The sequence below is a fragment of the Bradyrhizobium tunisiense genome, from assembly GCF_042263385.1.
In the GTDB taxonomy this organism is placed as follows: Bacteria; Pseudomonadota; Alphaproteobacteria; order Rhizobiales; family Xanthobacteraceae; genus Bradyrhizobium; species Bradyrhizobium tunisiense.
This window is the reverse complement of sequence record NZ_JBHLEV010000001.1, coordinates 308,614-321,350: the sequence shown is the minus strand read 5'-3', so window position 1 is coordinate 321,350 and position 12,737 is coordinate 308,614. Positions and strand designations below refer to the sequence as shown.

General features: G+C 63.5%; 10 protein-coding genes. 7 read left to right on the top strand and 3 right to left on the bottom strand.

Annotation, left to right across the window (positions count from 1 at the left end):
* Positions 1-3 precede the first annotated feature (3 nt).
* On the bottom strand, positions 4-924 hold the full coding sequence (metF, locus tag ACFDR6_RS01525) for a methylenetetrahydrofolate reductase [NAD(P)H] (protein WP_375857135.1): 921 nt from the start codon (positions 922-924) through the stop codon (positions 4-6).
* A gap of 388 nt (positions 925-1,312) precedes the next feature.
* Here metF and ACFDR6_RS01520 point away from each other — a divergent pair, with 388 nt between their 5' ends.
* Entirely contained in the window at positions 1,313-2,332 is a 1,020-nt protein-coding gene (locus tag ACFDR6_RS01520) for an LLM class flavin-dependent oxidoreductase (protein ID WP_375857134.1), read from the top strand.
* A gap of 47 nt (positions 2,333-2,379) precedes the next feature.
* Here the strand turns inward: ACFDR6_RS01520 and ACFDR6_RS01515 are convergent, their stop codons facing one another.
* Together ACFDR6_RS01515 and ACFDR6_RS01510 are read right to left on the bottom strand one after the other, a co-directional pair.
* Entirely contained in the window at positions 2,380-3,240 is an 861-nt protein-coding gene (locus ACFDR6_RS01515) for a prephenate dehydratase (protein ID WP_212087822.1), read from the bottom strand.
* Between the two features lie 38 nt (positions 3,241-3,278).
* Positions 3,279-4,019 (bottom strand): 3-deoxy-manno-octulosonate cytidylyltransferase, encoded by a 741-nt coding sequence (locus ACFDR6_RS01510; protein ID WP_212087823.1) that lies wholly within the window; start codon positions 4,017-4,019, stop codon positions 3,279-3,281.
* Between the two features lie 218 nt (positions 4,020-4,237).
* On the opposite strand from ACFDR6_RS01510, the gene ACFDR6_RS01505 reads away from it, so the two are divergent.
* The 6 genes from ACFDR6_RS01505 (at position 4,238) to ACFDR6_RS01480 (ending at position 12,735) form a co-directional block, all read left to right on the top strand.
* Entirely contained in the window at positions 4,238-4,789 is a 552-nt protein-coding gene (locus tag ACFDR6_RS01505) for a c-type cytochrome (protein WP_375857133.1), read from the top strand.
* 211 nt (positions 4,790-5,000) lie between these two features.
* Complete coding sequence (locus tag ACFDR6_RS01500) at positions 5,001-6,902, top strand: extracellular solute-binding protein (RefSeq protein ID WP_375857132.1); 1,902 nt, start codon at positions 5,001-5,003, stop codon at positions 6,900-6,902.
* A gap of 14 nt (positions 6,903-6,916) precedes the next feature.
* On the top strand, positions 6,917-8,803 hold the full coding sequence (locus ACFDR6_RS01495; RefSeq protein WP_375857131.1) for an extracellular solute-binding protein: 1,887 nt from the start codon (positions 6,917-6,919) through the stop codon (positions 8,801-8,803).
* A 2-nt stretch (positions 8,804-8,805) separates the two neighbouring features.
* The gene (locus ACFDR6_RS01490) at positions 8,806-9,915 is read left to right on the top strand and encodes a microcin C ABC transporter permease YejB (protein ID WP_212087830.1); all 1,110 of its coding nucleotides are present in this window, start codon (positions 8,806-8,808) and stop codon (positions 9,913-9,915) included.
* The gene (locus ACFDR6_RS01485) at positions 9,915-11,093 is read left to right on the top strand and encodes an ABC transporter permease (RefSeq protein WP_212087832.1); all 1,179 of its coding nucleotides are present in this window, start codon (positions 9,915-9,917) and stop codon (positions 11,091-11,093) included. The genes ACFDR6_RS01490 and ACFDR6_RS01485 overlap by 1 nt, the downstream gene beginning before the upstream one ends.
* Before the next feature lie 4 nt (positions 11,094-11,097).
* Entirely contained in the window at positions 11,098-12,735 is a 1,638-nt protein-coding gene (locus ACFDR6_RS01480; protein WP_375857130.1) for an ABC transporter ATP-binding protein, read from the top strand.
* The last annotated feature ends 2 nt before the right edge of the window (positions 12,736-12,737 follow it).

The window sequence follows — 12,737 nt, the reverse complement described above, 5'->3', positions numbered from 1 at the left end:
GTCTTAAGCCGCCTTCTGCGCGCTCTTGGCGCGGATGCCGAGCAAATGGCTGATCGCGAACACGAGATCGGCGCGGTTCATGGTGTAGAAGTGGAAGGTGTCGACGCCGTGCTTGGCGAGCTTCTGCACCTGGCCGGCCGCAACCGTCGCGGCCACCAGCTTGCGGGTCTCGGCGTCGTCATCGAGGCCCTCGAACTTCGCGGCGAACCAGTCGGGCACGCTCGTGCCGGCGCGGGTGACGAAATTGCGCGCCTGCTTGAAATTGTGCATGGGCATGATGCCGGGCACGATCGGAATGCTGATGCCGCGGGCGCGGACGCGGTCGAGATAGCGGAAGTAGAGATCGTTGTCGAAGAACACCTGGGTGATCGCGCGGCTCGCGCCGGCGTCGACCTTGGCCCTCAGTGTGTCGATGTCGGCGTCGAAGTCGCGCGCCTCCGGGTGCTTCTCTGGATAGGCCGAGACCGACACCTCGATATCGGCATGCCGCCTCTTGATCCCCGCGACGAGCTCCGCCGAGCTCTGGTAGCCGTCGGGATGGCTGGCATAGGGCGTGCCGATGCCGCCGGCGGGATCGCCGCGCAGGCCCACGATGTGGCGGACGCCGACCTCGTGATAGCGGTCGACGATCTCGTCGATCTCGCCGCGCGAGGCGCCGACGCAGGTCAGATGCGCCGCCGGCAGCAGCGCGGTCTCCTTCAGAATGCGCGAGATGGTGGAGTGCGTCCGCTCGCGGGTCGAGCCGCCGGCGCCGTAAGTCACCGACACGAATTTCGGGTCGAGCGGGGCGAGGCGGTTGATGGTCTCCCAGAGATTGCGCTCCATCTCTTCCGTCTTCGGCGGAAAGAACTCGAAGGAGATCGCAGGCCGCTTCAGGTGCCCGTCTTGCCCGTCGGCGCGGGCAGGAATCGTCAGATCGGTCATGGCCCCAGTCACTCCAGATTTGTCGCCGGGTTTCGGCGGCCGACAGTCAGGTTCTCGCTTGGATGACCTAAGATACGGCAAAGGCAGTTTGATCTACAGCCCATCGCGGATGGGAAGTGGCCCACTTCATGCGAGATAATCTGAGTATCGTCATCTTTTGACTGAGCGGTGGGAAGTGAGATTGATCTAAAATATCATGAAAATTCAATAAAATACCGCAGCCGTGACCATGATGCACGCCGAGAACGAAGGTGGGCAGAATGATTTTGCGGTCATGCCTCTGTAAATTGTCCCAACGTCGCCAGATGGCCGGCTCGCCTCCCGCACACGTCAGACCTGCGCAGCCGACCCATTGCCGCGTCGCCGCACGCAACTAACTTAGCGCGCCATGATTCCGCTCTCCGTTCTCGACCTCTCCGTCGTCACCACGGGCACCAAGCCTGCCGCGGCGCTGCGCAACAGCATTGATCTGGCCCGCCACGTCGACGGGCTTGGCTATGTCCGCTACTGGCTCGCCGAGCACCACAATCTCGCCTCGGTGGCGAGCCCCGCGCCCGACGTCATGATCGGGCAGATCGCCGCCGTGACGAAGCATATCCGCGTCGGCTCCGGCGGGGTGATGCTGCCCAATCACGCGCCGCTAGTGGTGGCCGAGCGCTTCAAGATGCTGGAGGCGCTGTTTCCCGGCCGCATCGACCTCGGCCTCGGCCGTGCGCCCGGCACCGACGGAGCAACGGCTTACGCGCTGCGCAGCCGGCTCGACCGCCGCGAAGGCGACGATTTCCTGGAGCGGCTCCACGAACTGATTCTGTGGCAGACGCGCGAATTCCCTGCAGGCCACCCCTACAACAATGTCGTCGCCATGCCTGACGACACCGCTTTGCCGCCGATCTGGCTGCTCGGCTCCAGCGATTATTCCTCGGAGCTGGCCGCGCAAGTCGGCATGGGCTTCGCCTTCGCCCATCATTTCGCGTCCCACGATGCGATCGATGCGATGGTGCATTACCGCAACCGCTTCCAGCCGTCGGCCTGGCGTGCGAGTCCGCACGCGATCCTCGCAGTCGCGGCCATCGCGGCCGATACCGATGAGGAAGCCGAACGTCTCGCCTCTTCGTTCGACCTCAACCGGCTGCGCCGCGACCGCGGTCAGTATCTGCCGCTACCGAGCGTCGAGGAGGCGCTGGCCTATCCTTACTCCGACGCCGAGCGCACCTCGATCCTCCGCAACCGCTCCCGCCTGTTCGTCGGCAGCCCAACGACGGTGCGGAGGAAGCTGCAGCCGCTGATGGACGCGAGCAAGCCGGACGAATTGATGGTGATCACCGCCGTGTATGACCACGAGGCGCGAAAGAAGTCGTATTCGCTGCTGGCGGAGGGGTTTGGGCTGACGAAAAGCGAAGTCGCGTAACCCGCTCTCGTGCCCCGGCTCGCGCTTCGCGCGTCCGGGACACGAGTTCAATCCTGCTGCGCTTCGCTGAACGTCGCGCGGAACGGATGGCCCGGATAGACGCCGACGATGCGGAATTCGCGCGAGAAGAATTTCAGCTCCTCGATGGCGAAGGCGAGGCCCTTGTCCTCGGGGTGGCCATCGACGTCGGCATAGAACTGCGTGGCGAAGAAATTGCCGTCGACCATGTAGCTTTCCAGCTTGGTCATGTTGACGCCGTTGGTGGCAAAGCCGCCGAGTGCCTTGTACAGCGCGGCCGGCAAATTGCGCACCCGGAAGACGAAGGTCGTGACCAGCGGACCCGTGCCTTGCGCGGCCCATTTCGGCTCGCGCGCCAGCACCACGAAGCGCGTCGTGTTGTGGGCCTCGTCCTCGATGTCCTCGGCGAGGATGTCGAGGCCATAGATCTTGGCGGCGAGGCGCGAGGCGATCGCGGCGACCGTCTTGTCCTTGCGTTCCGAGATGTCGCGGGCGCTGCCGGCAGTGTCGGCGTGCACGATCGGCTTGATGCCGAGCTTGCGGATGATGCGGCGGCACTGGCCGAGCGCATGCACATGGCTCTCGACGCTCTTGATGTCGTCGAGCCTGGTGCCCTTCACCGCCATCAGCTGATGCCGAACGGGGAGAAACCACTCGCCGATGATGAAGAGACCGGAGGCCGGCAAGAGATGATGGATGTCGGCGACGCGGCCGGCGACCGAGTTCTCGATCGGGATCATGCCGAGATCGGCCTCGCCCGACGAGATCGCAGACAGCGCATCCTCGAAGGTGGCACAGGGCATCGGCTCGGCGTCGGGATAGGCTTCGACGATGGCGATGTGGGAATTGGCTCCGGGCTCGCCCTGGAATGCGATTTTCAGCTTGCTCATGTCTTAATAGTGCTCCTGCGGCGCCTTGTACCAGCCGCTCAGGATTTGGAAAGGATGCTGCGCGCGGTTTCGAGATCAGGCGGCGTGTCGACGCCGCGAGGTACGCTGTCGACGATCATGATGTCGATGCGCATGCCGGCTTCGACCGCCCGGAGCTGCTCCAGGCTTTCCTGACGCTCCAGCGGCGAAGGCGGCAGTGCCACGAACCGCTCCAGCGCCGCGCGGCGGTATGCATAGAGGCCGATGTGGTGGTAACGCGGTCCATTGCCGTAAGGGGCTGTGGCGCGGGTAAAATAGAGTGCCCGCAGCCGCCGCGGCCCGATCGGCGAGCCGATGGCCTTCACGACGCTGGGGGCGAGGTCCTCCTCCTCGGTGTGGATCTGCGAGGCCAGCGTCACGATGTCGACCGCGGGTTCGGAAAAGGGCGGCAGCACCTCGCGGATGGTCTGCGGCGTGATGGTCGGGAAATCGCCCTGCAGGTTGATCACGATCTCGGCCTTGCCGTCCGGGTCGAGCTTCTGCATGGCCTCGTGGATGCGGTCCGAACCGGAGGGGTGGTCGGCGCGCGTCATCACGGCTTCGCCGCCATGGGCCGTCACGACCGAGGCGATCTCCGGCGTATCGGTTGCGACCGCGACCCGGCCGATACCGGCGGCCTCGGCGCGGCGCAGCACATGCACGATCATCGGCTGGCCCGCGATATCGGCGAGCGGCTTGCCGGGCAGGCGGGTGGCGGCCATGCGGGCCGGGATCAGCACCAGGATGCGAGGATCGATCATCGGGTCAAGAGCCTGCAAACAGGGCGTTTTCCGCGCCGAGAAATGGAGGTGGGACGGGTTGAAAGCCGGGTCGCTTATACGGGTTGCCAGACCCCGGGCAAACCGATATCTCAATGGCAAAACTCGGGGAAACAATAGGGTACGTTTGATTCTCCCGAGGCTCGTCCTGGCGGCCGATTGCGCCGCTGTTTCCTTCTTGCGGTGGGGCCTGGCCGGAAATGGACTCTTTCGAACTCAATAAGATCATGGGTGCCGTGCTCGGTACCTGTCTCTTTCTCCTGGTGACCAGCTTTACCGCCCAGGCTCTTTTCTCGCCCAAGATGCCGGAAAAGCCCGGCTTCGAGATCGCCGTGAAGGAAGATGCCGGCCACGGCAAGGAAGGCGCCGCCGCGGCAGCCTCCGAACCGATCGAAAAGCTGCTCCAGACCGCCTCCGTCGAAAAGGGCTCTGCCGCCGCCAAGAAGTGCGGCGCCTGCCACACCTTCGAAAAGGGTGGCCCGAATCGCGTCGGTCCCAACCTCTATGGCGTCGTCGGCGAGCCAAAGGGCCAGGGCCGCGGCGGCTTCAACTTCTCGGCGGCCCTCAAGGGCAAGGGCGGCAACTGGACGTTCGATGACCTCAACAAGTTCATCGCCAATCCGAAGGGCTTTGTCCCGGGTACCGCGATGGGATTCGCCGGCATCCAGAAGGATTCCGAGCGGGCCGACGTCATTGCCTATCTGAATTCGCTGTCGGAGAAACCCCAGCCGCTGCCAACGGCGGCGAAATAACGTCGCCCAAACTCGTCTTGGAATGTGCGGCCAGGCTCAAAAGCCTGGCCGTTTCCTTATCCGGCCCTCCCAGTGAATTTATCGGGGCGTTTGGCCGCATCCGATCGGCGGCCGGGGCTTCCAAGATGAGGAAAAAGCAACATATTCGGTCGAAACCTCGCCTATATTGGGAACTTAAAGGAGTAGCCTCCTTCAAGACAGGGATGTTGATTTGGCCATTACCCGACGCGATCTCCTGCTCACCGGCACTGCGGCCGCAGCGCTTCCCGCCCTCGGTTCCGTAGCGGGCCTTTCCGTCGTCGGCAGTGCCGCGGCGCAATCGGCGAATGAGCTGCCTTGGCGCCACGCGCTGTCCCTGTTCGGGAAGGTTAAGTACCCCGCTGATTTCAAGCGCTTCGACTATGTCAATCCGGAAGCGCCCAAGGGCGGCATCGCCCGCCAGATCGCCGTCGGCACCTTCGACAATTTCAACATCGTTGTGTCGGGCGTGAAGGGCCAGGTCGCCGGCGCTGTCGCATTCATCTACGAGTCCCTCACGACGGCCTCGCTCGACGAAGTCTCGACCGAATACGGCGCGCTGGCCGAGGCCGTCAGCCACCCCGACGATTTCGCCTTCGTCACTTACCGTTTGCGGCCGCAGGCCAAATGGCACGACGGCAAGCCCGTTACCGCGGAGGACGTGATCTTCTCGCTGGATTCCTTCAAGAAGCATCACCCGATGTACTCGGCCTATTACAGCCACGTCGTGAAGGCCGAGAAGGTTGGCGAGCGCGAGGTGAAGTTCGTATTCGACGCGCCGGGCAACCGCGAGCTGCCGCAGATCGTGGGGCAGCTCACGGTCCTGCCGAAGCATTGGTGGGAGGGAACGGACGCGCAGGGCCGCAAGCGCGATGTCTCCGCGACCACGCTCGAAGTTCCGCTCGGCTCCGGTCCCTACAAGATCAAGGACTTCGTGGCGGGACGGTCGATCGCGCTGGAGCGCGTCAAGGACTATTGGGGCCGCGATCTGCCTGCCAATGTCGGCCGCAACAATTTCGACGAGCTACGCTACGAATATTTCCGCGACGCCACCGTGGCGATCGAGGCTTTCAAGGCCGACCAGGTCGATTGGCGCACCGAGAACAGCGCGAAGAACTGGGCGACCGCCTACGACTTCCCGGCCGTGACCGAAAAGCGCGTGATCCTCGAAGAGTTCGCCAATCGCAGTTCGGGCGTGATGCAGGCCTTCGTGCCGAACCTGCGCCGCGGCAAGTTCAGCGATCCGCGCGTGCGGCGTGCGCTCAACTATGCGTTCGACTTCGAGGAGATGAACAAGCAGATCTTCTTCGGCCAGTACAAGCGCGTCAGCAGCTATTTCGACGGCATCGACGAGCTCATGGCAACCGGCGTGCCGCAGGGCAAGGAGCTCGAGATCCTCGAGACCGTCCGCGCCCAGGTCCCGCCCGAAGTCTTCACCACGGCCTACACCAATCCGGTCGGCGGTAATCCGGAAGCCGTGCGCGATAATCTCCGCGAGGCGCTGCGCCTGTTCAAGGAGGCCGGCTACGAGGTACGCGACCGCAAGCTGGTCGACGTCAAGACCGGCGCCCAGTTCACCCTCGAATTGCTGAACTCGGATCCCAGCTTCGAGCGGATCACGCTGTTCTATAAGCCGTCGCTGGAGCGGCTCGGCATCGCGGTCAGCGTGCGTACCGTCGATCCGACCCAGTACGAGAACAGGACACGCGAGTGGGATTTCGACATCGTCACCAACTCGTGGGGCGAGTCGCAGTCGCCGGGCAACGAGCAGCGCGAGTTCTGGTCGTCCAAATCGGCTGATATCGCCGGCTCCCGCAACATTGCCGGCATCAAGAACCCGGCGATCGACAAGCTGATCGAACGGGTGATCTACGCTACCGATCGTGATGATCTCGTCGCGGCTACCAAGGCGCTTGACCGCGTGCTGCTGTGGAATCACTACGTCGTGCCGCAGTGGACCTACAACAAGGTCCGCACCGCCCGCTGGGATCGCTTTGGGCGGCCCTCGGAACTGCCCAAATACGGCCAATCCGGCTTCCCGTTCATCTGGTGGTACGACGCAGACAAGGCGGCACGGATCGCAAAGAAGTCGTGAAGGACATCCCCCGCATGACGCAGATGTCACGCCGCCATGTGCTGGCCCTGGGTGTTGGCGGCGCCTTTGGGGTGTCCCTTGGCGTGCCGCCGTTGCGCAAGGCTGGCGCGTCGGAGGCCGGAATCGAGGCCCATGGCATCTCCGCGTTCGGCGATCTAAAATATCCCGCCGATTTCCACCATTTCAACTACGTCAATCCGGCTGCCCCGAAGGGGGGCACGTTCTCGCTGATTCCGTCGACGAAATCGCATAACCAGTCCTACCAGACCTTCAACTCGCTCAACGCGTTCATTCTGAAGGGCGATGGCGCGCAAGGCATGGACATGACGTTCTCGCCGCTGATGGTGCGCGCGAGCGACGAGCCCGACGCGATGTATGGGCTTGCCGCCAAATCCGTGCAGATATCGCCGGACAGGCTGGTCTATCGTTTCACGATGCGGCCCGAAGCGAAATTCCACGACGGCACCAGGCTCACCGCGCATGATGCGGCGTTCTCGCTGACGACGCTGAAGGCGAAGGGCCACCCGCTGATCGTCGTGAACATGCGCGACTTCGTGAGCGCGGAAGCCATCGACGACGCAACGCTCGTCGTCACCTTCGCCAAGGGACGCGCCCGCGACGTGCCGCTCTATGTCGCCGGTCTTCCGATCTTTTCGAAAGCGTATTACACGTCCCGGCCGTTCGATGAATCGACGCTGGATATTCCGCTCGGCTCCGGTCCGTACAAGGTCGGGAGGTTCGAGGTCAATCGCTACATCGAGTTCGAGCGGGTCAAGGATTGGTGGGCGGCCGATCTGCCGCCCTGCCGCGGCACCTACAATTTCGATGTCGTGCGCTATGAATTCTATCGCGACCGCGATGTCGCCTTCGAGGGCTTCACCGGCAAGAGTTATCTCTATCGCGAAGAGTTCACCTCGCGCATCTGGGCAACGCGCTACGACTTTCCGGCCGTCAAGGACGGCCGCGTCAAGATGGAGGTCGTGCCCGACGACACGCCCTCCGGCGCGCAGGGCTGGTTCATCAATACGAGGCGCGACAAGTTCAAGGACCCGCGCGTGCGCGAGGCCCTGATCAACGCCTTCGATTTCGAATGGACCAACAAGACCATCATGTACGGCGCCTATGCCCGTACCGTGTCGCCGTTCCAGAATTCGGACCTCATGGCGGGCGGTGTGCCGCCTTCGCCGGAAGAGCTGAAGCTGCTGGAGCCGTTTCGCGGCCAGGTTCCCGACGAAGTTTTCACCGCACCGTTCACGCCTCCGGTCACGGACGGCTCCGGGCAGGACCGCAGCCTGTTGCGCAAGGCGCAGCAATTGCTGAGCGAGGCTGGCGTGCCGATCAAGGATGGCAAGCGGATGCTGCCCAACGGCGAGGTGTTCAAGATCGAGTTCCTGTTGGACGAACCCTCCTTCCAGCCGCATCACGCGCCCTACATCAAGAATCTCGCGACGCTCGGCATCGAGGCGAACGTGCGCCTTGTTGATGCGGTGCAATACAGGGCGCGTCAGGATGACTTCGATTTCGACCTGACGATCCAGCGCTTCAGCATGTCGGCAACGCCGGGCGATGCCATGCGCTCGTTCTTCTCCTCGCAGGTCGCGAACACCAAGGGCTCGTACAATCTCGCGGGCATCGCAAACCCGGCCATCGACGCCATGATCGAGAAGATCATGGCAGCCGACAGCCGCGAGGAATTGACCTTTGCTTGTCGTGCTTTCGACCGCCTGTTTCGCGCCGGCCGCTACTGGGTGCCGCAATGGTACAACAAGACGCACCGGCTGGCCTATTGGGATCAGTTCGGCCACCCGCAGAAGCTGCCGCGTTATGCCAACGGCGTCGGCGCGCCCGACATCTGGTGGCATGAACCCGCCAAGGCCGCCAAGCTCGAACAGGCGAAATAATCATGAGCGCCTATATCGCCCGCCGCATCCTCCTGATGATCCCTACGCTGCTGGGGATTCTCTTCGTGTCTTTCGTCGTCGTGCAGTTCGCGCCGGGCGGCCCGGTCGAGCGCGTGATCGCGCAACTCTCCGGGGCTGACACCGGCGGCACTTCGCGCATTTCGGGCGGCAGCGACTTTGCGCAGCGCGCGCCCGGGCAGGTCGGGGCCGGTGGCGACGCCATCAACTCGAAATATCGCGGTGCGCAGGGTCTTGATCCCGACTTCATCAAGAAGCTCGAGGTGCAGTTCGGCTTCGACAAGCCGGCACCGGAACGCTTCGCACTGATGGTGTGGAATTTTGCCCGCTTCGATTTCGGCAAGAGCTATTTCCGCGACGTCAGCGTTCTGCAACTCATCAAGGAGAAGCTGCCGGTTTCGATCTCGCTCGGCCTGTGGTTGACGCTGATCACCTATCTGATCTCGATTCCGCTCGGCATCCGCAAGGCGGTGAAGGATGGCACGCGCTTCGACACCTGGACGTCGACCATTCTCGTGCTGGGCTATGCCATTCCCGGCTTCCTGTTCGCCATCCTTCTCATCATCCTGTTCGCCGGCGGCTCCTTCTTCAACTGGTTCCCGCTGCGCGGACTGACCTCGGACGGCTGGTCGCAGTTTCCCTGGTACTGGCAGATCATCGACTATTTCTGGCATCTGACGCTGCCGCTGATCGCCATGGGGTTAGGTGCCTTCACCACCATGACGTTCCTGACCAAGAACTCGTTCCTGGACGAGATTCGCAAGCAATACGTGATGACCGCGCGCGCCAAGGGCTGTAGCGAGGGCCGGGTGCTCTACGGTCACGTCTTCCGCAATGCCATGCTCATCGTGATCGCCGGCTTCCCGGGGACCTTCATCCACGCCTTCTTTTCCGGCTCGCTGCTGATCGAGACCATCTTCTCGCTGGACGGGTTGGGCCTGCTCAGCTTCGAGAGCGTGCTCAACCGCGACTATCCCGTGGTGTTCGGCACGCTCTACATCTTCTCGCTGGTCGGCCTCGTGATCAACCTGGTCTCCGACCTGACGTATATGTGGATCGACCCCCGGATCGATTTCGAAGCGCGGGAGGTCTGATGACGATCACCGCACCGACGCCGATCGAGACCACGGCCCAGTCCCCATTGGGCGAGGTCGTTCCGATCACACGCAAGCCGTTCGCTCCTTCGCCGCTCAACAGGCGGCGGTGGCAGAACTTCAAGGCCAACCGCCGCGGCTACTGGTCGTTCTGGTTATTCATTGCGCTGTTCGTGCTCTCGCTGTTCGCGGAGTTGATCGCCAACGATCGGCCTTTTCTGATCAAGTTCGACGGTCGCCTCTACTGGCCCGCGTTCGTGACCTATTCCGAAACCACCTTCGGCGGGGACTTCGAAACCGCAGCTGACTACCGCGATCCCTATTTGCAGAAGCTGATCAAGGAGAAGAACGGCACCATCGTCTGGCCGCTGATCCGTTACTCTTACGACACCCACAATCTCGACTTGCCGACGCCGGCGCCGTCGCCGCCGACCTGGATGCTGACCGAGAAGCAATGCAAGCCGGTGGTGGAAAAGAAGGGGCTGACGAGTTGCCGCGACCTCGAATACAATTGGCTCGGCACCGACGACCAGGGGCGCGACGTGGTCGCACGGCTGATCTACGGCTTCCGCATCTCGGTGCTGTTCGGCCTTTGTCTCACGATCGTTTCGTCGGTCATCGGCATCGCAGCGGGCGCGGTGCAGGGCTATTTCGGCGGCCGGGTCGATCTCATCTTCCAGCGCTTCATCGAGATCTGGACGGCTATCCCCTCGCTCTATCTTCTCCTGATCCTGTCCTCGGTCCTCGTGCCCGGCTTCTTCGTGCTGCTCGGCATCCTCTTGCTGTTTTCCTGGGTCTCGCTGGTCGGCCTCGTGCGGGCCGAGTTCCTGCGCGGGCGCAACTTCGAGTACATCCAGGCGGCGCGGGCGCTCGGCGTCTCCAACCCGACCATCATGTTCCGCCACCTGCTGCCGAACGCGATGGTGGCGACCATGACGTTCCTGCCCTTCATCGTGTCGAGTTCGGTGATGACATTGACGGCGCTGGATTTCCTCGGCTTCGGCCTGCCGCCGGGGTCACCTTCGCTCGGCGAATTGCTGTCGCAGGCCAAGTCCAATGTGCAGGCACCCTGGCTCGGGTTCTCCGGCTTCTTCTCGGTCGCGATCATGCTGTCACTCCTGATTTTCATCGGCGAAGCCGTTCGCGACGCCTTCGATCCGCGCAAGACGTTCAGGTAGGCCGATGGACGCGATCAACCAGCCCCTGCTCAGCGTGCGCGACCTCTCGGTGGCCTTCCACCAGGGCGGCGCCACCACGCTTGCGGTCGACAAGGTCACGTTCCAGATCAAGCGCGGCGAATGCCTGGCATTGGTCGGCGAATCCGGTTCCGGCAAGTCCGTCAGCGCGCTCTCGATCCTCAAGCTCCTGCCCTATCCGAACGCCTCGCATCCCTCGGGCAGCATCCGCTTCAAGGGGCAGGAGCTGATCGACCGATCCGAGCAGCAGATGCGGGAGATTCGCGGCAGTGACATCTCCATCATCTTCCAGGAGCCGATGACCTCGCTCAATCCGTTGCACACGATCGAGGCGCAGATCGGCGAGATCATCCAGCTGCACAATCCGACCAGTAATGCCGAGGCGCGCAAACGGACGCTGGAGCTGCTGACGCAGGTCGGCATCCCCGAGCCCGAGACGCGGCTGAAGAGCTATCCGCATCAGCTCTCCGGCGGTCAGCGCCAGCGTGTGATGATCGCGATGGCGCTCGCCAACGAGCCGGATCTGCTGATCGCGGACGAGCCGACGACGGCGCTCGACGTCACCGTGCAGGCACAGATCCTGGCGCTGCTCGCCGAGATCCGCTCGCGGCTCGGCATGAGCCTGCTCTTCATCACCCATGATCTCGGCATCGTGCGCCGCATCGCCGACACCGTCTGCGTCATGAAGAGCGGCGAGATCGTCGAGCAGGGACCGGTCGAGCAGGTCTTCAAGTCGCCGAAGCATCCCTATACGCGCGATCTGCTCGCGGCCGAGCCGAAGCCGGACCCGGCGCCGCCGCAGCCGGATGCGCCGGTGGTGATGTCGGCGGACGATTTGAAGGTCTGGTTTCCGATCAAGCGCGGCCTGATGCGCAAGACGGTCGGCCACATCAAGGCGGTCGACGGCGTCAGCGTCGCCGTGCGCAAGGGCGAGACGCTCGGCGTCGTCGGCGAGTCCGGCTCGGGCAAGACCACGCTGGGGCTGGCACTGCTGCGGCTGATCTCCTCGAACGGGCGCATCGTATTCCTGGGAAAAGACATCCAGGGACTGCGTTTCAAGGAGATGCGGCCTTTCCGCCGCGACATGCAGATCGTGTTCCAGGATCCGTTCGGCTCGCTCAGCCCACGCATGTCGGTCGCCGATATCATCGCCGAAGGTCTCTCCGTGCATCAGCCGAAGCTGTCGGGCGAAGAACGCGAGGCGCGCGTCGTCAAGGCGCTCGAGGATGTCGGGCTCAATCCTGAGACGCGCTTCCGCTATCCGCACGAATTCTCCGGCGGCCAGCGCCAGCGCATCAGCATCGCGCGGGCGGTGGTGCTGGAGCCGGATTTCGTCGTGCTGGACGAGCCGACAAGCGCGCTCGACATGCTGTTCCAGGCGCAGATGGTCGATCTCTTGCGCGAGCTCCAGCGCAAGCGCGAGCTCACCTACATGTTCATCTCGCACGATTTGCGCGTCGTCGCTTCCCTTGCGAGCCACCTGATCGTGATGCGCGGCGGCAAGGTCGTCGAAGAGGGACAGGCCGCCGAGCTGTTCAAGTCCCCGAAGACGGATTACACGCGGGCGCTGTTCGCGGCGGCGTTCCGGCTGGAGGCCGCCGGGAACGGCTCGGCGGCGACGTAAGC

Excerpts from the sequence above, each read along its gene's own strand:
- metF (WP_375857135.1), bottom strand. The coding sequence starts at position 924 with ATGACCGATCTGACGATTCCTGCCCGCGCCGACGGGCAAGACGGGCAC.
- ACFDR6_RS01520 (WP_375857134.1), top strand. The coding sequence starts at position 1,313 with ATGATTCCGCTCTCCGTTCTCGACCTCTCCGTCGTCACCACGGGCACC.
- ACFDR6_RS01515 (WP_212087822.1), bottom strand. The coding sequence starts at position 3,240 with ATGAGCAAGCTGAAAATCGCATTCCAGGGCGAGCCCGGAGCCAATTCC.
- ACFDR6_RS01510 (WP_212087823.1), bottom strand. The coding sequence starts at position 4,019 with ATGATCGATCCTCGCATCCTGGTGCTGATCCCGGCCCGCATGGCCGCC.
- ACFDR6_RS01505 (WP_375857133.1), top strand. The coding sequence starts at position 4,238 with ATGGACTCTTTCGAACTCAATAAGATCATGGGTGCCGTGCTCGGTACC.
- ACFDR6_RS01495 (WP_375857131.1), top strand. The coding sequence starts at position 6,917 with ATGACGCAGATGTCACGCCGCCATGTGCTGGCCCTGGGTGTTGGCGGC.
- ACFDR6_RS01490 (WP_212087830.1), top strand. The coding sequence starts at position 8,806 with ATGAGCGCCTATATCGCCCGCCGCATCCTCCTGATGATCCCTACGCTG.
- ACFDR6_RS01485 (WP_212087832.1), top strand. The coding sequence starts at position 9,915 with ATGACGATCACCGCACCGACGCCGATCGAGACCACGGCCCAGTCCCCA.
- ACFDR6_RS01480 (WP_375857130.1), top strand. The coding sequence starts at position 11,098 with ATGGACGCGATCAACCAGCCCCTGCTCAGCGTGCGCGACCTCTCGGTG.